This window comes from Rhizobium sp. 62_C5_N11_2 (genome assembly GCF_051811185.1).
Lineage (GTDB): Bacteria > Pseudomonadota > Alphaproteobacteria > Rhizobiales > Rhizobiaceae > Rhizobium > Rhizobium leguminosarum.
The window spans coordinates 1280417-1304462 of the sequence record NZ_JBPWPW010000001.1 but is presented as its reverse complement, the minus strand read 5'-3'; the positions used below and the strand labels follow the sequence as shown (position 1 = coordinate 1304462).

Annotated in this window: 24 protein-coding genes; 20 read left to right on the top strand and 4 right to left on the bottom strand. The window is 61.3% G+C overall.

Translation table 11 applies throughout. The annotated features are described in order from the left end of the window. Positions 1–62: 62 nt before the first annotated feature. Positions 63–698, bottom strand: a complete 636-nt coding sequence (locus AB8B31_RS06635; protein WP_018241481.1) for an outer membrane protein — start codon at positions 696–698, stop codon at positions 63–65. A 365-nt stretch (positions 699–1063) separates the two neighbouring features. Between AB8B31_RS06635 and AB8B31_RS06630 the strand changes: the two genes are divergently transcribed. The 5 genes from AB8B31_RS06630 (at position 1064) to AB8B31_RS06610 (ending at position 5647) form a co-directional block, all read left to right on the top strand. After that, entirely contained in the window at positions 1064–1831 is a 768-nt protein-coding gene (locus tag AB8B31_RS06630; RefSeq protein WP_018241480.1) for an SDR family oxidoreductase, read from the top strand. After that, positions 1828–3870, top strand: coding sequence for an excinuclease ABC subunit UvrC (gene uvrC, locus AB8B31_RS06625; RefSeq protein WP_131702339.1), 2043 nt, complete (start codon positions 1828–1830; stop codon positions 3868–3870). Before AB8B31_RS06630 ends, uvrC begins: the two co-directional genes overlap by 4 nt. A 215-nt stretch (positions 3871–4085) precedes the next feature. Next, positions 4086–4676, top strand: coding sequence for a CDP-diacylglycerol--glycerol-3-phosphate 3-phosphatidyltransferase (gene pgsA / locus AB8B31_RS06620; RefSeq protein ID WP_003547103.1), 591 nt, complete (start codon positions 4086–4088; stop codon positions 4674–4676). Continuing rightward, entirely contained in the window at positions 4673–4927 is a 255-nt protein-coding gene (gene moaD, locus AB8B31_RS06615) for a molybdopterin converting factor subunit 1 (protein ID WP_017959832.1), read from the top strand. The genes pgsA and moaD overlap by 4 nt, the downstream gene beginning before the upstream one ends. Before the next feature lie 258 nt (positions 4928–5185). Continuing rightward, a complete protein-coding gene (locus AB8B31_RS06610; RefSeq protein WP_131702338.1) occupies positions 5186–5647 on the top strand; it encodes a molybdenum cofactor biosynthesis protein MoaE in 462 nt (153 codons plus the stop codon). Positions 5648–5749: 102 nt separating this feature from the next. On the opposite strand, the gene AB8B31_RS06605 is transcribed toward AB8B31_RS06610, so the two are convergent. Continuing rightward, on the bottom strand, positions 5750–6646 hold the full coding sequence (locus AB8B31_RS06605) for a branched-chain amino acid ABC transporter permease (RefSeq protein WP_131702337.1): 897 nt from the start codon (positions 6644–6646) through the stop codon (positions 5750–5752). A 65-nt stretch (positions 6647–6711) separates the two neighbouring features. Between AB8B31_RS06605 and AB8B31_RS06600 the strand changes: the two genes are divergently transcribed. After that, a complete protein-coding gene (locus tag AB8B31_RS06600; RefSeq protein ID WP_026188347.1) occupies positions 6712–7257 on the top strand; it encodes a CGNR zinc finger domain-containing protein in 546 nt (181 codons plus the stop codon). Next, on the top strand, positions 7254–7757 hold the full coding sequence (locus tag AB8B31_RS06595; protein WP_018241475.1) for a hypothetical protein: 504 nt from the start codon (positions 7254–7256) through the stop codon (positions 7755–7757). The genes AB8B31_RS06600 and AB8B31_RS06595 overlap by 4 nt, the downstream gene beginning before the upstream one ends. Before the next feature lie 84 nt (positions 7758–7841). Here the strand turns inward: AB8B31_RS06595 and ndk are convergent, their stop codons facing one another. Both ndk and AB8B31_RS06585 read right to left on the bottom strand, forming a co-directional pair. Beyond that, entirely contained in the window at positions 7842–8264 is a 423-nt protein-coding gene (ndk, locus tag AB8B31_RS06590; RefSeq protein WP_003547097.1) for a nucleoside-diphosphate kinase, read from the bottom strand. An 81-nt stretch (positions 8265–8345) separates the two neighbouring features. Continuing rightward, a complete protein-coding gene (locus AB8B31_RS06585; RefSeq protein ID WP_131702336.1) occupies positions 8346–9035 on the bottom strand; it encodes a glutathione S-transferase family protein in 690 nt (229 codons plus the stop codon). Between the two features lie 139 nt (positions 9036–9174). Between AB8B31_RS06585 and AB8B31_RS06580 the strand changes: the two genes are divergently transcribed. From AB8B31_RS06580 to AB8B31_RS06520, 13 genes are all read left to right on the top strand, one after another. Next, positions 9175–9684 carry a DinB family protein gene (locus tag AB8B31_RS06580; protein WP_131702335.1) on the top strand — a complete coding sequence of 170 codons (510 nt, stop codon included), beginning with the start codon at positions 9175–9177 and terminating at the stop codon, positions 9682–9684. Between the two features lie 210 nt (positions 9685–9894). Beyond that, positions 9895–10944, top strand: coding sequence for a GGDEF domain-containing protein (locus AB8B31_RS06575; RefSeq protein ID WP_047621550.1), 1050 nt, complete (start codon positions 9895–9897; stop codon positions 10942–10944). 135 nt (positions 10945–11079) lie between these two features. Then, positions 11080–12963 carry an ABC-F family ATP-binding cassette domain-containing protein gene (locus AB8B31_RS06570; RefSeq protein WP_047621641.1) on the top strand — a complete coding sequence of 628 codons (1884 nt, stop codon included), beginning with the start codon at positions 11080–11082 and terminating at the stop codon, positions 12961–12963. 128 nt (positions 12964–13091) lie between these two features. After that, positions 13092–13937: a polysaccharide deacetylase family protein gene (locus AB8B31_RS06565; RefSeq protein ID WP_131702334.1), complete on the top strand. Its 846-nt coding sequence runs from the start codon at positions 13092–13094 to the stop codon at positions 13935–13937. A 469-nt stretch (positions 13938–14406) separates the two neighbouring features. Further along, a complete protein-coding gene (locus AB8B31_RS06560; protein ID WP_131702333.1) occupies positions 14407–15237 on the top strand; it encodes a transporter substrate-binding domain-containing protein in 831 nt (276 codons plus the stop codon). A 24-nt stretch (positions 15238–15261) separates the two neighbouring features. Continuing rightward, positions 15262–16008: an amino acid ABC transporter permease gene (locus AB8B31_RS06555; protein ID WP_047621547.1), complete on the top strand. Its 747-nt coding sequence runs from the start codon at positions 15262–15264 to the stop codon at positions 16006–16008. Continuing rightward, positions 16005–16787, top strand: a complete 783-nt coding sequence (locus AB8B31_RS06550; RefSeq protein WP_018241467.1) for an amino acid ABC transporter permease — start codon at positions 16005–16007, stop codon at positions 16785–16787. The genes AB8B31_RS06555 and AB8B31_RS06550 overlap by 4 nt, the downstream gene beginning before the upstream one ends. An 11-nt stretch (positions 16788–16798) precedes the next feature. Next, positions 16799–17581, top strand: a complete 783-nt coding sequence (locus tag AB8B31_RS06545; RefSeq protein ID WP_047621640.1) for an amino acid ABC transporter ATP-binding protein — start codon at positions 16799–16801, stop codon at positions 17579–17581. 9 nt (positions 17582–17590) lie between these two features. Then, entirely contained in the window at positions 17591–18949 is a 1359-nt protein-coding gene (locus AB8B31_RS06540; RefSeq protein ID WP_047621545.1) for an MmgE/PrpD family protein, read from the top strand. Between the two features lie 14 nt (positions 18950–18963). Next, positions 18964–20268, top strand: a complete 1305-nt coding sequence (locus AB8B31_RS06535) for an LLM class flavin-dependent oxidoreductase (protein ID WP_026230837.1) — start codon at positions 18964–18966, stop codon at positions 20266–20268. A gap of 54 nt (positions 20269–20322) precedes the next feature. Continuing rightward, positions 20323–22365 (top strand): prolyl oligopeptidase family serine peptidase, encoded by a 2043-nt coding sequence (locus AB8B31_RS06530; RefSeq protein WP_047621637.1) that lies wholly within the window; start codon positions 20323–20325, stop codon positions 22363–22365. A gap of 98 nt (positions 22366–22463) precedes the next feature. Next, positions 22464–23390, top strand: coding sequence for a Gfo/Idh/MocA family protein (locus tag AB8B31_RS06525; protein ID WP_047621543.1), 927 nt, complete (start codon positions 22464–22466; stop codon positions 23388–23390). Positions 23391–23462: 72 nt separating this feature from the next. Continuing rightward, on the top strand, positions 23463–23966 hold the full coding sequence (locus tag AB8B31_RS06520; RefSeq protein ID WP_018241460.1) for a hypothetical protein: 504 nt from the start codon (positions 23463–23465) through the stop codon (positions 23964–23966). Positions 23967–24046: the final 80 nt, after the last annotated feature.

The following is a 24046-nucleotide window of genomic DNA, read 5'->3' as shown; positions in this document are numbered from 1 at the left end:
GAGCAGACAGCAAAAAGCCGGGCGACGTGCCCGGCTTCTTTATGTCAGTATGTTCAGTCGGCTTAGAACTTGACGCCGATACCGAGCTTGACGCTGTTCTCGTCGTAACCGCGCGAGAAGCTGCCGGAGTCGAGGTCGTAGTCCTTGCTCTGGTAGTCGGTGTAGCGATATTCCAGGCGCGTCGTGATGTTGTTGGTCACGAAGGCTTCGACGCCGGCGCCGACCGTATAGCCATAGTTCGTCTTGCTTTCGTCCGAGGTGTCGTCGGAAACCTTGACGTCGCCGATGGCAAGACCGGCCGTGCCGTAGAGCAGGAAGGGGTTCATGTCGTAGCCGACGCGGCCACGGACGGAGCCGTTCCAGCCATACTTGTTCTTGACGCCGCCTGAGGAGACGTCGTCGCCGCTGTAGCCGAGATCGGATTCAACGCCGTAAACGATCTGGCCCTGCTGCCAGTTGTAGCCGGTGAAGACCTGGCCGCCGAAACCATAGGTGTGACGGTCGGAACCGAAGTCACCCATGTTGTAGGTGCCAGCGCCGCCGAGATAAAAGCCTTCCCAGTTGCCTGCCGGCTTGACTGGAGCGTCCTGGGCGACCGGTGCTTCCGGAACCTGGTCGACGGCATCGGCCGCCTGAGCTGCCGAGACGCCCGCAATTGCAAAAACGGAGGCCATGAGGCCAGCAATGAGTACACGCATACTTAGTCTCCTTTCAGTCCCGCGCCGCTTGTCATCTGTCTATCAGTGAAGCATTGGCGGGATATTGCCAGATGTCCCTTCCGGATCGAGACTGAAATTGGAACTCAAATGCGGATTTGAAAGAGCCAAATTGTGATATCATTGTGGCTGCCGCATGGCTGAAATTCGATGTTGCTTTGACGCAACATACACTTCATTAACCATACTGAACTGTTAAACTGAAAATACTTATTTTAAGAAATCGCATTCTTAAATAATACATAGAATATCCGGCTCCCGGACGCAACCGCAACGGCCTATTTATATAATCTCCGTTGGCCCCTATATAGTCTGCAGACAGACTCGCGGGATCAGAAGGCAAGATTTTGAACCACAAAAGACTTCGCTCGGCCCTTATAACAGGGGCTGCTAAAAGAATAGGACGGGCAATCGCCGAAGACCTTGCTGCAAATGGCTTTTCCGTTGCGATCCACGCGAACGGTTCCATCGGTGAGGCCGAAGAGCTGGTGGCGGAATTGCGGCGAAAGGGATATCGGGCGACCGCCCTGCAGGCCGACCTCACCGATATCGGCGAAACAGCCGCCTTGGTCGCGAAGGCGTCGGAAGCGCTCGGGCCGCTCGATCTGCTCGTCAATAATGCGTCGGTCTTCCAGCATGATTCAGCACGTAGTTTCAATGCCGCCACCTGGGCATTGCACTTCGACCTGCATGTACGGGCGCCCTCTATCCTTGCGGCCGCCTTCGCGCAGCAGATGCCCGCTGAGGCATCGGGGCAGATCGTCAATATCATCGACCAGCGGGTTTGGGCGCTGAGGCCCAGCTTCTATTCCTATACCCTCTCCAAATCCGCGCTGTGGACGGCGACGCAGACGCTTGCACAGGCATTGGCGCCACGCATCCGCGTCAATGCCATCGGCCCCGGCCCCTCGATGCCGAGCGAGCGGCAGGCGATGGAGGACTTCCAAGCGCAGGTCTCAGCCCTTATCTTGCAGCGAGGGCCGGCGCTGGAGGAATTCGGACAAACGATTCGCTTCCTTTACGACACGCCCTCGATTACCGGCCAGATGATTGCCCTCGACGGCGGCCAGCACCTCGCCTGGCAGACGCCCGATGTGGCGGAGATTACGGAATGAACGGACGAAAGCTGCCGGATGGCGGCGTTCTCTACGATGATACGGATGAGAGCGAAGACGATATCGAAGTGGAAGGCGACGTTTCCGCCGCCGCCCCGCTTGCGACGACGGTCGACTGGAATGCGGGCAGCCTCAATGAAACCGGGCTCATCGGCGCGGAACTGATCGGCGAATTCGTCAAGCGGCTTCCCAACAGTCCCGGCGTCTACCGCATGTTCAATGCCGAGGGCGACGTGCTCTATGTCGGCAAGGCGCGCAGCCTGAAGAAGCGCGTCAACAATTACGCCGTCGGCCGGGTGCATTCCAACCGCATCGCCCAGATGGTGCGCCAGACAGCCAATATGGAATTCGTGACGACGCGCACGGAAACCGAAGCGTTGCTTCTGGAAGCGAATCTGATCAAGCGCTTGCGGCCGCGCTTTAACGTGCTTTTGCGCGACGACAAGTCCTTTCCCTATATCCTCATCACCGGCGACCACCGGGCGCCGGCGATCTTCAAGCATCGCGGCGCAAGGGCGCGAAAGGGCGACTATTTCGGACCTTTCGCTTCGGCAGGCGCGGTCGGGCGCACGATCAATTCGCTGCAGCGCGCCTTCCTGATCCGCACCTGCACCGACAGCGTCTTCGAAACGCGCACACGACCCTGCCTGCTCTACCAGATCAAGCGCTGTTCGGGGCCGTGCACCCACGAGGTCAGCGATGGGGGTTACAGCGAACTGGTGCAGGAGGCGAAGGACTTCCTGTCCGGCAAAAGCCAGAAGGTGAAGTCGCATATGGCCGAGGCCATGAACCAGGCGGCCGAGGACCTCGACTTCGAGCGGGCGGCGATCTATCGCGATCGCCTGGCCGCACTTTCGCACGTGCAGAGCCACCAGGGCATTAATCCGGCCGGCGTCGAGGAGGCTGACGTATTCGCCATCCACCATGAGGGCGGCATCTCCTGCATCCAGGTGTTCTTCTTCCGCACCGGCCAGAACTGGGGCAACCGCGCCTATTTCCCGAAGGCCGATCCGCAGCTTTCCGGCGCCGAAGTGCTGAATTCCTTCCTGGCGCAGTTTTACGACGACAAGCCGGTGCCGAAGCAGATCATGCTGTCGCAGACGGTCGAGGAGCTGGAGCTGCTCGCCGCAGCGCTCAGCGAAAAAGCCGGCCACAAGGTTTCCATCCTCGTGCCGCAGCGCGGCGAAAAGCTCGATCTGGTCGACCATGTCGTCGGCAATGCGCGCGAGGCGCATGGGCGAAAGCTTGCCGAGACGGCGTCGCAGTCGCGGCTGCTCGAAGGTTTCAAGGAAACGTTCGGGCTTGCCAATGCACCGCAGCGCATCGAGATCTACGACAACTCGCATATCATGGGCACCAATGCCGTCGGCGGCATGGTGGTCGCGGGGCCGGAAGGTTTCGTCAAGAACCAGTACCGCAAGTTCAACATCAAATCGACCGACATCACGCCCGGCGACGACTTCGGCATGATGAAGGAAGTGATGACGCGACGCTTCTCGCGGCTGATCAAGGAGGAAGGCATTCCTGACCGGACCGCGCAGGCGGCCACTCCCGATGCAGCCGACATGCCCTTCCCCACCTGGCCCGATGTGATCCTCATCGACGGCGGCCAGGGTCAGATGACAGCGGTGCGCGCCATCCTTGCCGAACTCGGCATCACCGACAGCGTGACGGCGATCGGCATCGCCAAGGGCGTCGACCGCGACGCCGGGCGCGAACGCTTCTTCCCGCCCGGACGCGAGAGCTTCACGCTGCCGCCGCGCGATCCGGTGCTCTATTTTATCCAGCGCATGCGCGACGAGGCGCACCGTTTCGCGATCGGCTCGCACCGGGCACGGCGCAAGAAGGAAATGATCAAGAACCCGCTCGACGAGATCGGCGGCATCGGGCCATCGCGCAAACGCGCGCTGCTCCAGCATTTCGGCACGGCAAAGGCGGTTTCGCGCGCAGCCCTGTCCGACCTGATGGCGGTGGAAGGCATATCGGAAGCCGTCGCCAAGCAGGTCTATAACCATTTCCACGACGACGCCGCGAAATAACCGGCGTCCGTCGCAAATTCCACGCAAAGGCGGTGAAAAGACAGAAAGAATGTTGACGGTCCGCAGCCAAAGCCGTCATCTACCGCATCGGCCCGAAAATCGGAATCGACTTTCGGAAAGCTCGATGCGGATATTCTAAAGTGTTACAGCGTCCTTTGCGCGCCTGAAAAGACGTGCGGCGCTGTAGCGGCGCATCAATTCAGAGAAACGATCCCATGGCATCGCGTGCGTACAGCATTCCCAATCTTCTGACCTACGGCCGTATCCTCGCCGTACCGTTGATCGTTCTCTGCTTCTTCATCGAGGGCAGGCTGTCGATCAGCAACACGGCGCGTTGGGTGGCGCTGTGGATCTTCGTCATCGCCTCGCTCACCGATTTCCTCGACGGCTATCTCGCGCGCATCTGGAACCAGACGTCGAATATCGGCCGTATGCTCGATCCGATCGCCGATAAGCTGTTGGTCGCTTCGATCCTTCTTCTCGTCGCGGCCGACCAGACCATCGCCGGCTGGTCGATCTGGGCGGCGATCACCATTCTCTGCCGCGAGATCCTGGTTTCGGGCTTGCGCGAATATCTGGCGGCGCTGAAGGTCAGCGTACCGGTGACGCGGATCGCCAAGTGGAAGACGACGCTGCAGCTCGTCGCCATCGCCTTCCTGCTCGCCGGCCCGGCCGGCGACGAGATTTTCCCCTATACGACGCAGACAGGCATCGCGCTGCTGTGGATCGCGGCGCTGCTGACTATCTATACCGGCTACGACTATTTCCGCGCCGGGGTGAAACATATCGTGGATGACGAGGAATGACGCGGCTTGTCTATTTCGCCTGGGTGCGCGAGCGCATCGGCAAGGGCGAGGAGGAGATCGACCTCCCCTCCTCCGTCGTCACCGTCGCCGATCTCCTGAATCATTTGAAGACACTGGGCGAAGAATATGAGACCGCACTTCAATATCCCGACGTGATCCGCGTGGCGCTCGACATGGAGCATGTCGAGCATGACGAGCCGATATCGGGTGCGCGCGAGATCGGGATCTTTCCGCCGATGACGGGGGGATGAGGCGGTGATGGTGGTGCCACATCACCCCCCTCTGCCCTGCCGGGCATCTCCCCCACAAGGAGGGAGATTGGCTGGAAGCACGAACTTCCCCAAGCAATCCACGTCGCAGCCGGGCAAAACTGTAGATGGGCACGATGGTCAAGCCACGCGTAATCTCCCTCCTTGTGGGGGAGATGCCCGGCAGGGCAGAGGGGGGTTGGCACGGCACGCCCTCTCCATAGCCTCCGCTACGACATCAAAGCAGTTGGGGATGTTATCATGACCATCACCCCCACCATCCGCGTCCAGCATGAGGATTTCGACCTGCAGGCCGAGGTCGATCGCCTCTCGAAGGGTAAAGCCGGCATCGGCGCCGTCGTCACCTTTTCCGGCCTCTGCCGCGATGAAGGCGGCACGCTTGCAGCCCTCGAACTCGAGCATTATCCCGGCATGGCCGAAGCAGAGATGCGGCGCATCGGCGATCTTGCCATCGCGCGTTTCGGACTTCTCGGCCTCACCGCCATCCATCGTTACGGGAAGATCGCCGCCGGCGAGAATATCGTGCTCGTCGTGGCAACCGCACCGCATCGGCAGGCGGCATTCGACGGCGCCAATTTCGTCATGGATTTCCTGAAGACTGCAGCCCCCTTCTGGAAGAAGGAGCACGCTAGGGATGGCGCCACCGGCGACTGGGTCGCGGCGAAAGACGCCGACGACGCGGCGCGCGACAAGTGGAAGTAAATCAGCGCATTTCCTGATTTACCCGAGTGACGGAAATGCTCGATCTTTTTGTTTCACGCAATTCCGGACGCAAAACCGCTGCGCACTTTTGCTGGAATTGCTTCAGAGAACCACGCGCTCCCTGCGGCTCATGACCAAGAGCAGGACGAGCAGCGAGAAGATGACGAGATCCCGCCAGACGAAGGGGCCGTAGGCGCCCCACATGGTTTCGACGACGGCAAGCCCGGCGGCGCCGCCTGCCGAGCGCAATGGATCGGAATAACCGCCGACAGCTGCGATCAGCAGCACCTTCAGCCCGAACATCAGGCCGGCGCCGAAATCCATCGAACCGTAATAGAAGGTGGCGAGGATGCCGCAGATAGTGGCGACGAGGGCGGCGGTCGCATAGGCGACGAGGAAGACGCGGTCGGCGCTGGTGCCGCAGAGCTCGGCGGCCAGCGGATCATCAGTGACGGCGCGCCAGACGCGGCCCCAGCCCGTGCGCCTGAGGATCAGCGCACCCACAGCGACAATGGCGCACATCAGCGCCGTGTTGATCAGCTGGATATGGGTGAGCGTCACTTTGAACAGGCCGTCGCTCCAGAAGACGACCGTGTCGTTGAGGAACGGCGGCAGCCAGATAGCGCGGGTATTGGCGGCAAGCCTGGCCGTTTCCATCAGCACGATCATGATGCCGAGGGCGGCAACGATGACCGTATTCGGCGATTTATTGACCAGCGGCAGCATGATCGAACGGCCGATCCATAGGCCCGCCGCCAGCGAATAGACGATGGAAGCGCAAACACCGACGGCAAGGGCCGCCGGCAGCACCAGCCAAAACCTGACATAGGCGAGTTCGGTGAAGAGCAGCAGGATCTGGCCCGCGAAGGCGAAGATCGCCCCATAGGTGATGTCAGCCCGCTTCGTCACACCGAAGGCTACGGCATAGCCGAAGGCGAGCGCGGCATAGAGGGCGGCCAGCGGAACTGCATTCGCCAGCTGCTGCAGAAGATAGGCCATTCCAGACACTCCGCGTCACCAAAATTATAACTGGTAAAACCTATTTCGCCAGTTATAATTTCATCATGAGCTTTTCCTGGACCCCTCACCGCTTTGCCGGCGGCGCGCTGGCGCTCGATGTCGTCAACAGCGTGGTTCTGCGCCACGATGCAACGCGGCGGATCGATCGCTTCGCGGACAGGGACCAGATGCGGAGCTTTCCGCGCGCCGCTGCCGAATTCTGCGCCGAGCGCGCCCTCTTCGGCGACATCGCGCCGGTGGCTAGGGAAAACGAGGCGGATTTCATCGCGCTGCGGGAAGCAATCGACCTCTATTTCCGCAAGCGTATACTGAATGGCGGCGACGACCAATTGCTGGCCAGCCTGCTGGAAGCGTTGGCGAAGGTGTTGCGCGAAGCAAGCCCTGGCAGCGTGGCCGCGGCGACCGCCCATTCGGCGCTGCGGCTGATCGCCATGCCTGATCCCCAACGCATGAAGATCTGCGGCAATTGCGGCTGGCTGTTCATCGACCGCAGCAAGAACAGGAGCCGAGCCTGGTGCGACATGGCGGTCTGCGGCAACCGCGCCAAGGCGAACCGTCACTATCGCCGCAAGAAGGAGGAGACGCCATGAGGAAATATATGATCGTAACGGTGGCAGCAGCCGGCCTTCTGCTTGCCGGCTGTCAACGCCAGGCTGAAAACCTGGTCGAGGTCACCGGCCATCTCTTCGTCTTCAACTATCGGGTGGCCAGCGCCACCTATCTGCTGACGCTGAAGAAGACAGGGCCTATCCCCGACGGTTCGGTCATCATCGCCGAATTCGAAAATCCTGAAGGCGGCGATCCGCTGGTGCTGAACCAGAAAATCTACCCGATCGACGACAAGATCGCGCTGCAGAGCGAAAAACTGCACTGCGTGCGCAAGGACCGCCCCTATTCCGTGAGTGTCCGGCTGGTCGACAAGGACGGCAAGGTGCTGCAGGAATTGAAGACGCAGTTCCGGTCCGACCTCGACCAGACCGTCCTGCCGAGCAAGCCGCTCGTCCTCGGCGCGCTTTATGAAAAGAACCCGGAGGTCTTCAAGCCTGACGGCAGCGTCGATTTCTCGAACACCGACAAATGCCCGGCATAGAGAAGTGCATAGAAAAAGCCGGAGCAAGGCCCCGGCTTTCGAGAGTCAATTCAAGGCATTGCCGGCGAATGCCGAAGCGCAGCCTCAGCCGACGATTTCGGTATCGGAGAACCAGTACTTGATTTCCTGGGCGGCCGTTTCAGGAGCATCCGAACCGTGAACCGAGTTTTCGCCGATCGACAGAGCGTGAACCTTGCGGATCGTGCCTTCGTCAGCGTTTGCCGGGTTGGTCGCGCCCATGATTTCGCGGTTCTTGAGGATCGCGCCTTCGCCTTCGAGCACCTGAACGATGGTCGGGCCGGAGGTCATGCCTTCGACCAGTTCGCCGAAGAAGGGACGGTCCTTGTGAACGGCGTAGAAGCCTTCGGCTTCGCGACGGCTCATCCAGACGCGCTTGGAAGCGACGACACGCAGGCCGGCATCTTCGAGCATCTTGGTGATGGCGCCCGTCAGGTTGCGCTTCGTTGCGTCCGGCTTGATCATCGAGAAGGTGCGTTCAATCGCCATAGTCAAATCCTCTGTTTTCTCGGGAAAAGTGGGCGGTCTTTACCCGCCCCAACGCCCGAAAACAAGAGGTAGGCGGCAATTTCACGCCGCTGTCACAGTCCTGCCGCGGCTTTGGTGAAGATCGAGGCAGCGTTCGAACCAAAGCGTGACGGGATCGTCGGCAGCTAGCATGGCGAGACCGGCAGAGACACGCAGCCATTGCAGCGCGCCGAAGACGATATAGTCGGCAAAGAGCGGTGTCTGCCCGCCGATGAAGGGCTGGAACTTCAGCATATGCCGTAGCGGCTCCAGCTTGGCGGCGAAGGCGGCCTTCTCCGCCTCACTGTCGGCGGCAACCACTTCCAACGGCTTGCCGAGCCGAGCCTCCCGGCTTTGACGGAAATAGGCCTTGTCTTCCTCGTCGAGGTTCGCATGGATATCGAGAAGGGCGATGCGCATGATCGCCGGATGGATGATCATCTGCGAATAGCCTTCCACCATTCGCGATAGCGCCTTGCCGCCCTCGCCGTTGAACAGTGACGGCCGCTCGGGATAGGTTTCCTCCAGATAAAGGGCGATGTCGAAACTGTCGGGGATCAGCCGGCCGTTATCGTCGAGAACGGGCACAATCGACGAGACGCCGCCGCCGATCGCGCGGATGCGGGCATAGGTCGTCGGAATCTCCTCGAAATCGAGCCCCTTATGCGCCAGCGCCATCACCGCCTTCCAGCAATGGGGCGAAAAGAAGCGCCGCTCGTCGGCGCCACAGAGGGAATAGAGGGCTCTGGTCATAACAGTCCTTTCGAGATCGCAGCTCGATCCATTCCACGACAGAAAGCGGCTGCGATCAAATCAGGAAATTTCATGGGCGCATCACTGCGATTTCCGGGAAAACGGGCTAGACTGCCGCGACCAATCCGGGAGGGACTGAATGCTCAGACATTACAGGATGTTCGCCGCCTATAATCGCTGGGCCAACACGCAAGTCTATGCGGCTGCCGCCGAACTCAGCGATGCGGAATTCCGCAGCGACCGCGGCGCTTTCTTCGGCTCGCTTCATCGCACGCTCAATCACCTGCTCGTCGCCGACCGGATATGGATGAAGCGCTTCACCGGCACCGGCGAAGCGCCGACGACACTCGATGCCGTGCTCTTCGGAGAACTGGATGCTCTTGCCGCCGCACGCAAAGCAGAGGACGAGCGGATCATTGCCTGGACAGGCATGCTGGACGATAGAACCCTCGCCGCCAACTTCACCTATGTAACGGTGGTACAGCCGGTCGAGATCACCCAGCCTCTGTCGGCAGCGCTCGCGCATTTCTTCAACCACCAAACCCATCATCGCGGCCAGTGCCATATGACGCTGACGGCGCTCGGCAGGCCGAGCCTCATGATTGATCTCATCTACTTCCTGCGCAGCGAGGGCCGCGAGTGGATGTGAGGCCCGTTCCAAATTAAAGAGTGAGAGCATGATGTCATCCGGAAAACCGCTCACACTTTTCGGCATCATGTTCCGGCCATCAAGACTGAATTAACCGCCTTCGCCGGTTCTGCCGCCAATCCAGGGCTTCGCCGTTGAAAATTCAGCCTCTCTTAAAAGCTTGCGGGCATAGCGGATGTGAGAGATGAGGCCGGGCCGCGAGGGATCGTCATGCAGAATGCAAGCGCAAACGCACTGGTGCCGCGCGAGGCTGTGCGCCCGACGCCGATGGCGGATATTCAGAAGATCGCCCAGCACATGGCGCGCCTGAACGTCGCGGCACTACCGCGCAATTACGAACTCTTTCATGAGGCGATCGTCGGGCTCAATGCCGGCCTTGCGCAGGATATCGCAGCACTCGGACCGCAGCCGCAGCAGCCGATGCTCGACGAACTCGGCCTGAAATACCGCCTCGTCGGCCATTGCGGGCTGGCGGGCGAGACATCACGGAACGAGGCGAGCCGGATGCTGCGCGACGTGGCGGAAAGGCTTGCCGAAGGGCTGAAGCACAAGAACGCCTTTGCGCGCGCCTGCGGCACGATCCTGAAATCCGTTTCCGGCCACGACGACCAGAGCCTTGCCGCTTTCCTCGGCGAGGTCGACTACCTCACGGCTTCGCTTTCGACCGTTCTTGCGGCGGAGATGGAAATCGGCGCCAGGCTGCAGGACGACATCAAGACGCTGGAAACGCTGGAGCGCGGTATTTCCGCGATGCAATCGGCTGCGATCGCCGACAGGATCACCGGACTTCCGAACCGCATCGCACTGAACCGGACGATTGCCGACCTCTACGAGCGGGAAGAAGGTGCCGCCGGCAGCGCGCTGATCATGGTCGATATCGACAATTTCACCGATCTCAACGGCAAATACGGCACCCAGGCAGGCAACAAGCTCCTGAAGAAACTCGCCGGCCTCCTCCAAAAGTCGATCAAGAAGAACGATTTCGTTGCCCGCACCGAGGCTGACGAATTCGCCCTCTTGTTTTCCAATGTCGGTATGCAGGATGCAATGACGATCGCTGAACGCCTGCGCTCCTCCGTCGAGGACAATCTGGTCTTTGCGACATCCGACAAGGCCGATCCCGGCAGGCTCACCATCTCGATCGGCGTGGCGCTCAGCACAGATGCGGCAACGCCAGGACAGTTAGAGGCCAATGCCCGGGTGGCGCTTCTCGCCGCGCAATCGAACCCCCGACTGCCGGTGCAGGCTTTCGGCCGCTGAGGCGGCGGACAAGCGCGCTTGCGGTGGGACAAGCAGGCTTGTCCCCGGGATAAGCAGGCTTGTCAGCGCACAAGCAAGCTTGGCGCGGGATAAGCGCTCTTGCCTTGGCGAGCGCTTTCGGCCAAAACGCCGGCCATGATCACGCTCACCGACATTTCCGCCCGCATCGCAGGGCGCCTGCTTCTCGACAATGCCAGCGTTTCGCTGCCTTCAGGTACGAAGGCAGGGCTCGTCGGGCGCAACGGCGCCGGCAAGTCCACGCTTTTTCGCGTCATCACCGGCGATCTCGGCTCGGAGAGCGGATCGGTGTCGATCCCGAAGGCCGCACGCATCGGCCAGGTGGCGCAGGAAGCACCGGCGACTGAGGACGCTCTGATCGAGATCGTGCTTGCCGCGGACAAGGAACGCACCGCCCTCGTTGCCGAGGCGGAAACCGCGACCGACCCGCACCGCATCGCCGAAATCCAGATGCGCCTTGTCGATATCGACGCGCATTCTGCCGAAGCGCGCGCGGCGAGTATTCTTGCCGGCCTCGGCTTCGACAAGGCGGCGCAAGCCCGCCCCGCCTCCTCCTTCTCCGGCGGCTGGCGCATGCGCGTCGCCCTCGCCGCCGTGCTGTTTTCCGAGCCGGACCTGCTTCTGCTCGACGAGCCGACCAACTATCTCGACCTCGAAGGCACGCTGTGGCTGGAAGACTATGTCAGGCGCTATCCGCACACCGTCATCATCATCAGCCACGATCGCGACCTCCTGAACAATGCGGTCAATGCGATCGTCCATCTCGACCAGAAGAAGCTTACCTTCTATCGCGGCGGATACGACCAGTTCGAGCGGCAGAAGGCGGAAGCCGACGAATTGCAGACGAAGGCCAAGGCCAAGAACGACGCGGCACGCAAACATCTGCAGGGCTTCATCGACCGCTTCAAGGCCAAGGCTTCCAAGGCCCGGCAGGCACAATCGCGTGTCAAGGCGCTCGAGCGCATGGGAACGATCGCCGCGGTGATCGAGGACCATGTGCAGCCGATCACTTTTCCCGAGCCGGAAAAGCAGCCGGCTTCGCCGATCGTCGCGATCCAGAGTGGCGCCGTCGGCTATGAGCCCGGCAATCCGATCCTGAAGAACCTCAATCTTCGCATCGACAATGACGACCGGATCGCCCTGCTCGGCTCGAACGGCAACGGCAAATCGACCTTCGCCAAATTCATCTCCGGCCGGCTCGCGCCGGAGAGCGGTGAAGTGAAGATCGCGCCGAGCCTGAAGATCGGCTTCTTCGCGCAGCACCAGCTCGACGACCTCATCCCCGAGCAATCGCCCGTGGAGCATGTGCGCCGGTTGATGCCGGGCGCGCCGGAAGCCAAGGTGCGCGCCCGCGTCGCCCAGATGGGGCTTGCGACCGAAAAGATGGCGACGGCCGCCAAGGATCTTTCCGGCGGCGAAAAAGCCCGCCTGCTGATGGGGCTTGCCGCTTTCAATGCGCCGAACCTGCTGATCCTCGACGAGCCGACCAACCACCTCGACATCGACAGCCGCCGCGCGCTGATCGAGGCGCTCAACGACTACGAAGGCGCCGTCATCCTGATCTCGCACGATCGCCATCTGATCGAAGCGACGGTCGATCGGCTGTGGCTGGTCAATGGCGGTACGGTGACGACCTTCGAAGGCGATATGGACGAGTACCGCGACCTCATCGTCACATCCGGTAAAAAAAAAGAAGAAAAGCCGCAGCTAACTGAAGACGCGACATCGAAGGCCGACCAGCGCAAGCTCAATGCCGAACGTCGCGCCTCACTGACGCCACTTAAGAAAAAGATCAACGAGATCGAATCCTTGACGGCGAAGCTGGAGAAACAGATTCAGGCGCTTGACGCGGAACTTGCGGATCCGGTCCTTTACGAGAAGACGCCCGCTAAAGCCGCCGAGAAGGCAAAACAGCGCGGCGAAGCTGCTGCAAAACTGGCTGCCGCCGAGGAAGACTGGCTGATGCTGTCGGCCGAATACGAAGAAGCGATGGCGGGATAGCCACAGGTCTCATCGAATGCGTGGCGAAGTGCCGCGCATCAACGCAATTTCGGCCATTATCAACCGATCGTTAACCATAATCCGAAAGGTTGTCTCAACATTCGTTACCGATTTGTTGAGCCCTTTCCATGTATCGTCTTTTCGTTCTGTCCTGCATGGCCCTCACGGCCGCCCTCTCCGCCTGCAGCACCACCAGACAATCCGCTCCTGACACATCGATCAAGACCTCCTCGGTGATCGCGCCCGAAGAGCGGAAACTTGCCTATGCCGGCGACGATGCGACGCCGCGCCTAACCGGCTGGCACCATCTGGCCGGACGAACGCTGGAGGTCTCCTCGCTCGCCGATCTCAAGCTCCAGGACAAGGAAGTGATCCTCAGCTTCGACGATGGCCCGATCCCCGGCCGGACCGATAAGGTGCTGGCAATCCTCGACCAGTTCGGCGTCAAGGGCGCCTTCATGATGGTGGGCGAGATGGCCGAGATGCATCCGGCGCTCGCCCGCAAGGTCGCCCAGGACGGCAACACGATCGGCAGCCACACTTATGATCACGCCAACCTCGCTTCGCTGAGTTTCGACGCGGCGATGGCCGAGGTGATCAAGGGCGAATTGGCGGTGACCAAGGCGACCGAAACCGATGTCTCCTTCTTCCGCTTCCCTTATCTTGCCGAGAGCCACAGGCTGCGCGCCGCGGTCGCCATGCGCGACATGGTGGTCATGGATGTCGATATCGACAGCAAGGACTACTTCACCACGACGCCGGTCTCCATAACGCAGCGGACGATGAACCTCTTGCACAAGCGCGGCCGCGGCATCATCCTGATGCATGACATCCACAAACGCACGGCGACGATGCTACCAACCCTGCTCTCGAAACTCGAAACCGAAGGCTACAAGGTGGTGACGCTAAAATTCAAGAAGACGCCGGCGCCGAACAACGTTCTCGCCTCGGCCGATTTCGTGACGATCCGCTAAGGCGGGTTGCCCAGTCGGGATTAGCCGCAAGACGGCACGAGTTCGGCCGAGCAAAATCCGTTTTTTGATGCCATTACCGGGCGGGAAGGTTGCCGATCAGCAACCCTCTCGCGCACAAGATTTTTCAACGAACGCGCCAATTTCAGAAAATAAAATCTACAAAATCCATCACAATGATGATTTTCTCTGAGACAGAACGTTCCTTCTCTCTCTCATCGGTTCCCTATGCCTTTCAAAGCCGTCCAGTTGCCGATTCGCGCAGGAAAGCGATGCGGTCGGCGTCCTTTTCTATCAGCGCGGAGAAGCATGGCCAATATTGCGCGGGAAGCCGACGTCCATCTCATCACCAGCCTTTTCGGCCTCACCTCAAAGTGGCGCACATCCACGCCATAGCAGTCGAGCCAAAGAGTGCTGCAACTGCTCGGGGACCTGAACCGGTCCTTCTACCTTCCCAAGACGGAGCTCAAACATGTCACGCAAATTTCTCCCGAAGGCGCTCCTCGCCATGTCGATTGCCTTGCTGGCGGCAACGCAGGCATCCGCGGATGCCACGCTCGACCGCATCAAAGCCCGCGGCACCCTTACCGTTGGCGTCATCCTCTCGGGGGCGCCCTTCGGCTATATCGATCCGACATCGCAAACGCAGAAGGGATACAATCTCGATATTGCAAAAGCGCTCTCTGACGATCTTGGCGTCAAGCTGGAAACAGTCACCGTCACGCCCCCGAACCGGGTGCAATTTCTCCAGCAGGGCAAGGTCGATATCCTGATTGCGAACATGCAATATACCGAGGACCGCGCCAAAGTTTTTGATTGGGTGGCGACGCCGTATGATCGCAGCGGCGGTGCTGCCGTCGGACGCAAGGACAGCGGCCTGAAGGACTGGGCAGATCTCAAGGGAAAGCCGGTCTGCGTTTCGCAAGGGTCGAACTTCACGCAGCCGCTCATCGAACAATACGGCGCCGAGGTAAAGGGCTTGCCGAGCCAGCCGGAATCGCTGCTGGCGCTGCAGGGCGGCAATTGTGTCGCCGCCGTCCATGTCGGCGCAACCGTCGGCCTTCTGCTGGAGGACCGGCCAGAGGAGTGGAAGGACTACACTATTCTCTTCCCGACCGAACTGCTCCCTTCCGACTCGGTAATCTGGGTGCGAAAAGGCGAAAAGGAGACGGCCGAGGCACTCGATAAGTCGATCCGGCAGCTCCATACGTCAGGAAAGCTCCTGGAATTTGCGAAGGCGAACCGGCTCCGCAATACCGACTATCTCGAACAAGAGCGCAAGACCCTGTCGGCTGGCAAGTAAGACAGGTTACACTGGCGGATCGACATGCAGGACACCGGCATGACCAGCCTGTTCGTCAACCTGACGAACAGGCTTGGCCTTAACTACGAGTTCCTGGCGACGGGGTACGAGGCGCAGATATGGCGTGATGGTTTCATCACCACGCTCTATCTGATTGCCCTTTTGATCCCCGTCAGCCTGATTGCCGGGCTGCTGTTTGCCGCCTGCCTGACATCCGGCAAGCCCTGGCTATCGACGCCGGTCCGCGCTTTGGTGGAAATCACCCGAAACACGCCGACGCTGGTACAGTTGATGTTCAGCTTCCTCGTTCTCAATACATTCGTATCGAACCTGGTCGGCGGGACGCAGAACAATCCGCTGACACCCTTCTTTTGGGTGGTGGCGGTGGTCGGACTGCACATCGCCGCCTTGCATGCCGAGGCGATCCGCGCAGGTATCGAGGCGGTGCCGTCGGCCACGGTGGAAGCGGCGCGCGGCATCGGCTTCAGCACGCTGCAGATCCTCCGTTACGTCGAAGTTCCCCTGGCATTGAGGGCATCGCTGCCCGCGATCGTCAACAATCTCATCAATCTCGTGAAGTTGACGACGGTGGGTAATGCGATTGCAGTCAGCGAGATTACCTATGCCTCGATCATGGTCTGGACGCAGCGCGACAACGTGGTGTCACTGATGATCGTCATTCTGCTGTTCTTCAGCATCATCAACCTTGCCGTTGCCCGCATCGGCCTGTGGGTGGAGCGCAAGCTCGCCATTCCGGGGTATGGCCTATGACGACTGCGGTACTTTCCGAGCAGCGCAGGAGTGGTCGCCTGCTGCGCAATATCGGCTTTACGGCACTCCCGCTTGTTATCGTCCTCTGGTCGCTGGCCGACCTGACGCTGGGGCGCGAACTGGTGACGTGGCTTCCCTATCTCGGCTCGGGCTTCATGATGAACGTCGTCATCAGCCTGTGCGCGATGACGCTTGGAACGACCGTCGGAGCCGTGTTCGGCATACTGGAACTGGTTCCCTTCAAGCTGGTGCGCTACCCGGTGGTCGCCTATGTGCAAGTCTTCCGCAATGCCCCGCATCTCGTGCTGATCTTCGCGACGACTTACATCTTTCCCTTCGAAATCGTGGTGGCCGGCAACTATCTGCCCTTCCCGGATTGGATGAAGGCGGTGATCGGCCTTGCCATACCGGCCAGCGCCTATGTGGCCGAGATCACCCGCGGCGCCATCCTTTCGATCCCGACCACGCAATGGGAAGCGGCAAAGGGGCTCGGTTTTTCGCGCGGCCAGGCCCTGCGCTGGATCATCCTGCCGCAATGCCTGCGGCGCTCGCTGCCGCCATGGATGAACATATTGGCCTCCATCACCATGGGCACGTCGCTCGCCTCGCTGGTTGGCGTGCACGAACTATTGCATGCGGCAACCGATGCCAGCACATCCGTGCGCCGCCTCGATTTCACGATCATCGCCTATATCGTGGTGATGGCGGCCTTCTTCACGCTTTGCTACCCGATCGCCCGCCTGACCCGACGCCTCGAGCGGCGCTTCAAGACGGCCTGAGGATTTGAATGATGAACGCAAAAACCGACGAAACGATCGTGCGACTGGAAGACGTGCACCTGTCCTTCGGCCAGACGGAGGTGCTGAAGGGCATAGACCTCACCGTCAACAAGGGCAATGCGGTTTCCATTATCGGCCCGTCCGGTTCGGGAAAGTCGACGATCCTGCGCTGCATCAACGCATTGGTGGCGCCGCAGCGCGGCCGCATCACGGTCGACGGCACCCGCGTCGATCAACTGGCCAAGGAGAGCGAACGCATCGCGCTGCGCAAGCGTATCGGCATCGTCTTCCAGCAGTACAATCTCTTTCCCCACCTGAGCGTGCTGGACAATATCGTGCTGGCCCCGACCCGCATCCTCGGCGTCGAGCGGCGAGAAGCGGAAAAACTCGCACGCGAACTGCTCGACAAGGTCAGGCTTTCGGAAAAGGCCGGCGCCTATCCCGGCCAGCTTTCCGGTGGTCAGCAGCAGCGCGTCGCGATCGCCCGCGCGCTGGCGATGAAGCCGGAACTGGTGCTGTTCGACGAAGTCACCTCGGCGCTTGACCCCGAGACGGTGGGCGAAGTGCTGTGGGTGATCCGCGACCTCATCCGCGACGGCATGACCAGCATCCTCGTGACCCACGAAATGCGGTTCGCCGAGGAGATCAGCGACATCGTCGTCTTCACCGAGAACGGCCGCATCGTCGACCAAGGCTCGCCTGAACAGATTTTCCACACCTTCGACAATCCCCGTATCCGCCAATTCGTCGGTGGTCTCGCCGGTGGGCGCGGGCCAGTGCGCGAAGGCATCTAGGATTTTTTCATGACGAGCACATTCGCGCCCCTGACTTCGGCATTCGCCCAGGCGATCATCTCCTCGGATCCATCGAAAGATCCCGTGGCATTGGACGCGGCGCGCACGGCGATCATCGATTTTCTCGCCTGTGCGATCGCAGGCGCCGGCGACCGCACGACCGGCATTCTGGCAGATACCGTCGGCGCCAATCTGGCGGGCGAAGCGATCCTGCTCGGCAGCTCGCGCCGAACCGATCCGCTGGTCGCGGCGCTCGTCAACGGTCATGCCGGCCATGTGCTCGATTATGACGACGTGCATGCAAGCGTGCGCGGCCATCCGACGACCGTGATCATCCCGGCCCTGCTGGCGTTCGCCGCCGAGCGCGAATTTTCCGCAGATGCGCTGATCGCCTCCTATATCGTCGGGCTCGAAGCCATGGCGCGGCTGGGGTTGTCGCTCGGCTCAAAGCACTACGAGAACGGTTTCCATGCCACGGCGACGCTCGGGACGATCGGCGCGGCGGCGGCAATCGCCCATCTGACCCGCGCCTCCATCGACGAGACCGCCGTCGCGCTGGGCCTTGCGGCAACGCAATCGTCCGGCCTGCGGCTGCAGTTCGGCACGGACGCCAAACCTTTCCACGCCGGCATGGCGGCGCGATCCGGGCTCCTGTCGGCGAGGATGGCCGCTGCAGGTTTCGGCGGCGCGCCGGATTTCCTCGACAATCCGGTCGGCTTCCATTCGGTCTATGCCTTCGGCGCGGAACGCCCGTCCGCCGTGACCGAGAACTGGGGTTCGCCATGGCAGATCGTGACGCCCGGGCTGACGCTGAAGGCCTATCCCTGCTGCACCGCCAGCCATCCGGTCGCGTCTCTCGGCATCGGCCTCAACCGGGAAGGTCTGGAGGCTGATGCGATCGAGTATATCACCTTCACCTACCCGCCCGGCGCCGATGCCGCCCTGGTGGTGAGCAAGCCCGGCAATGGGATCGAGGCGCGCTTCAGTCCCGAATACGTGTTCGCCGCCGCCCTCATCGACGGGGCTCTGCGGCTCGACCATTTCGACGAGCGGCCTGTCTTGCCGCGCCTGATGGACCTTGCCCGGCGCGCCGGCCGCCGCCACGACGAGACTGCGCCGCGCATGTCGAGCGATCCACGCACCCGCTTCGTGATCGTCGATATCGTGCTTCGCGACGGCAGCGCGATACAGCGCCGCTTCGACGGCCTGCCGGGGCTGAGCGATCCGGCCGAAAAATTTCGCGACGCAACTGCGCGCAATCCCGCCTTCGCGGATGTCCCGTCGCTCGTCCGGACAATGAGCAGCACGGCCGACCTTCGCCAACTTCTGGCGCTGCTCAACCAGGATGCCGCCCAAAATCCAGAATGACGAAGGATATTGTCATGACTCGCAAAAGAGAAATCCACCTGGGCCTGTTTCTGCAAGGGGCCGGCCACCACGTATCCGGCTGGCGTCATCCTCACGCCGAGGCGGGAAGCGAGAATTTCGACTTGCTGAGACGCGTGTCCCAGATCGCCGAAGCAGCGAAATTTGACATGGTCTTTCTGGCCGACGGATTGACCAGCGGCATCGATGCTCATCCCTCGACGATCGCGCGTTTCGAGCCTTTGACGCTGCTTTCGGCGCTCGCCGTGGTGACAGACAAGATCGGCCTCGCGGCAACCGCATCCACGACCTATGGGGAGCCCTATCACACTGCCCGCGCCTTCGCCTCGATTGACCACTTGAGCCACGGCCGGGCCGCCTGGAACGTGGTCACGACATCCTATGCCCGCACGGCGAACAATTTCTCCAAGGCGCACCCGGAGCACGATGAGCGTTACGCCGTGGCCGAGGAATTCGTCGACGTCGTGCGCGGACTGTGGGACAGCTGGGATGACGACGCCTTCGTCAAGGACAAGCAGAGCGGCGTCTATGCCGACCCTGCCAAGCTCCATGTGCTCGATCACAAGGGCAAGTATTTCTCAGTCAAGGGGCCGCTGAACATTCCGCGCACACCGCAGGGCCATCCGATCCTGATCCAGGCCGGCTCATCCGGCCCCGGCCAGGATCTTGCCGCCCGCACCGCCGACGTGGTGTTCACCGCGCAGCAGAGCCTCGAAGAGGCGCAGGCCTTCTACAAGAGCGTCAAGGAGCGCGTCGCGCGCTTCGGACGTCAGCCGGACGAGGTCGCCATCATGCCGGGCTTCCTGCCGGTGATCGGCCGCACCGCCAGGGAAGCCGCGGACAAGCTTGCAGAACTCGACAAGTGGACTGACATCAAAAGCGCCATGCCGCTTCTGGAAGAACGCATCGGCCACAGCCTTGCCGATTACGATGTCGATGGCCCTCTGCCGGACCTTCCGATCTCCGACCAGTTGCGCAGCCGTGCCGAATTGCTGACCGCGCTTGCAAGGCGCGAGAACCTGACCATCCGTCAGTTGGCGCTGCGCGTTGCCGCCGGCCGCGGCCACCATATCGTGCTTGGCACGCCGGTCGAGATCGCCGACCGGATGCAGCAATGGTTTGAAAGCCGCGCCGCCGACGGCTTCAACGTCATGCCGCCGTTTTTTCCCGAAGGGCTCGAAGACTTCACGCAGATGGTCGTGCCAATCCTGCAGGAACGCGGCCTGTTCCGCACCCAATATGATGGCTCGACACTGCGCGAGCATCTCGGCCTTGCGCGGCCGGCACTATTTTCGCCCTAACTGTGCGAAATATTGGCTAGATACACCACGTCAATGGAATCAGGCAGGCCGAACATGAACCTTCATCTCGAAACGGACGACGATCCGCGTACCCGCCAATTCATCGACGAGCATAACGGGCTTTCCGACAAGGCACTGAGAACACCGGAATTCGCTAGGGATCGCGATGCGATAAAAGCATTGATCGAACGGCAGGACAGGCTGATTGTCCCGATGCGCCGAGGCGGGTGGCTGTTCGATTTCCGGCAGAGCAAGGATAATCCGCTCGGCGTCTGGCTCCGCCTGCCCGCGGATCAGCAGCCCTTGCCCGATGCCGGCTGGGAACCGGTCTTCGATCTCGATGCCTTCTGCGTGCGCGAAGGCAAGCGCTGGAACTGGCGGGGCGCCGTCACCTGCCCATGGGAACCGACACGGGTACTGCTCACACTTTCGGACGGCGGCTCCGACCTTCTCCGGCTGCTCGAATTCGACGCCGGGCGGAAACAGGTTGTCGAGGGCGGCTTCGATACGCCGGCTGCACGATCGCATGCCACTTGGCTGAGCCGCGACGAAATCTGCTATTTCGGTTCCATCGACCGATTTTCGGCGACCCGCTCCGGATGGCCACGGGTCGGGCGGCGATTGAAGCGCGGGCAGCGACCGGAAGAGGCTGCCGTCATGTTCGAAGCAGCAGATGAGGACGTCTACGGCTTCAATCTCGTCATCGACCCTGCTCTATCAGGCGCTTCGGCGGATCATGGATTGATCGACATTTTCGTCGCCGCCCACGAGATCGGCGTCGCCAGCGCTTTCCTGATCGCCAACGACGGCACGCAGCGGCGCATCGATCTGCCTAAGGAAGCCGATTTCCAGTTCAATCATGATCATTGCCTTTGGCGGGCAAAGACCGATGAGCGCGTTGCGACCGGCAGCCTCGTGCTGCAGCGCTTCGATCCCCGATCGGAGACAGCCCTGCTTGGGCCGCAGCGCATCCTGTTTCAGCCTGCCGCGGGCCAGTCCGTCTCGCAGATGATGCTGATGCGCGAGTGGTGCGTCTTCCTCATCTCCGATCGGCTGCGTCCGCGTCTCGTGGTGCTGGACCTGACGAGGCCCGACGCCGAGCAGCGCGAGATCGCATTGCCGGCGGACATGCAGACGGCTCATTTCAGGCCGCTCCATGCGGATCTGCATCTTGGCGACGATACGCTCTACATCGTCGGCCAGGGCTTCCTGCAGCCTCCGGCCTGTTACCGCCTCGAGCTGTCGGATCGCGGCAAGCAGGCCGAACCGATTTTCGTCGCCACAGCGCCGAGCTATTTCGATGCGACCGATATGTCATCCGAACTGCTGGAGGCTGTTTCCGAGGACGGAACGAAGGTTGCCTACCGGCTGGTCCTGCCGAAGCACTGGACCAAGGGCGCGCTGCCGGTGCTGCTTTACGGCTATGGCGGCTTTGATGTTTCGCTATCGCCGAACTATTCCGGGGTAACAGGACGCTGGCTGGAGCAAGGCGGCGCCTATGTGCAGGCCTATATCCGCGGCGGCGGCGAATTCGGTCCCGACTGGTATCGCAGCGCCAAGCGGCAGGGGCGAGACCGGGCGTTTGCCGATTTCGTCGCCATCGCCCGCGATCTCGTCGCCCGCGGCTATACCGTGGCATCGCGAATCGCCTGCCAGGGCGGCAGCAATGGCGGTCTGCTGACCGGCGTGATGCTGACGCGCTATCCCGATGATTTCGGCGCTGTCTGGTGCCAGGTGCCGGTTCTCGATATGACACGCTTCCACCTGTTCAGCGCAGGGCAAGCCTGGATGGACGAATACGGCGACCCGGACACGCCGGTGGACCGGGATTTCATGCTCGGCTATTCGCCGATTCACAATGTCAGGCCGGCGACACAGGTCACCTATCCGCCGATCTATGTCGAAAGCTCAGCCAATGACGATCGTGTGCATCCCTCGCATGCGCGCCGCTTTGCCGCGCGGCTGGAGGAAGAAGGACACCGGCCGCTCTTCCATGAATTCGGCTCCGGCGGGCATGGCGGCGACGGCAATTCCGAAGAGCGCGCCGCCCGCGCAGCGATGGGTTACAGCTTCCTTCGCCAAACTATCATGCGATAGGATGCCATAGAATGAAGGAGGAGAGCTTGTCGGCACGCCTCTTTCTGATACAAACGCGTCAATAATCATACTTTTCATACAGGCTCGAGCGAAACACCATGTCTCCTATCAATCTCGCCATCGTCGGCGTCGGCAAGATCGTCCGCGACCAGCACCTTCCCTCCATCGCCAAGAACCCGGATTTCGCGCTCGTCGCCACGGCAAGCCGCCACGGCACGGTCGAAGGCGTCAAGAGCTATACGACGATCGAAGCGATGCTCGACGCCGAGCCCTCGATCGATGCCGTTTCGCTCTGCATGCCGCCGCAATACCGCTACGAGGCAGCCTATAAGGCGCTCGTCGCCGGCAAGCACGTCTTCCTGGAAAAGCCGCCCGGCGCCACGCTGAGCGAAGTGGCCGATCTCGAAGCACTGGCGAGCAAGCAGGGGGCGTCGCTCTTTGCCAGCTGGCATTCGCGCTACGCGCCGGCCGTCGAGGCCGCCAAGGCGTTTCTTGCCTCGACAACGATCAAAAGCGTGCATGTGATCTGGAAGGAGGATGTCCGCCACTGGCATCCGAACCAGGAATGGATCTGGCAGGCCGGCGGCCTCGGCGTTTTCGATCCCGGCATCAATGCGCTGTCGATCGTCACCCATATCCTGCCGCGGCCGATCTTCATCACCGAGGCCGTGCTCGAATTTCCCGAGAATCGCGATGCGCCGATCGCGGCCGACATTCACTTCCGCAATGCCGACGGCCTGCCGGTTCACGCCGAATTCGACTGGCTCCAGACCGGCAAGCAAAGCTGGGACATCGTCGCGGAGACGGCAGCCGGCCAGATGGTGCTCGCCGAGGGCGGCGCCAAGCTTTTGATCGACGGCGCGCTGAGATTCGCCGAGCCGGAGCAGGAATATCCCTCGCTCTACCGTCGCTTCGCCGAAATCATCAAGGCCGGCAAATCGGATGTCGACCTCGCGCCGCTACGCCACGTCGCCGACGCCTTCATGCTCGGCAAGCGGAAGTTCGTCGACGCGTTCCACGACTGAGGGTCGCAATAACGTCATAGAAACCGGCAAGATTTGCCGGCCTATGGCAATAATGTTCGGGGGCAGCCGCTCATGAGCAACAAAATCCGCCGCATGGGCCGATTTTTCCGCGTGTTGAAGATTGGCATCCTTGCGGTGCCGCTTCTCGGCCTTGCAGCATGTTCGGGCGAACAGGTCGTCATGCCTCCTGATGCACCGGGCGTTTCCCGATCCGAGGAATATTCCTTCGGATCGGCGACCCAGGCCCAGGATTGGCAGGCCACCAAAAAGGTGCTGGACCAACTGGAAGGGCGGTTCGGAGAGAAATCCGTGCGTATCCTGGCGCGCAATCTCGACAGCACCACCAACCCGCAGAGCATCAAGGCTTATTATGCCGAACGCCTTGTCCATCAAGCCGGCTGGGCGGAAATGCCGGTCAGCCCTTTTGCCGACAGCGCGTGGGCATTCGCTTTCGTCAGTCCGAGCGGAAAGCGGGTTTTGGCAGTGGAGGCGCTCAATCCGTCGGAAGGTGCGGGAGGGATCGTCCCCCTCAACATCCTGACGAACCTCGACGAGGACAAAGGGTCGAACGGGTAACGGCTTCCATCGGTCGGTCAGAGGGAAGTTGGACGACTTCATGCAACAATTCAAAGTGTTACAGCGTCGTGTCGCGGTAA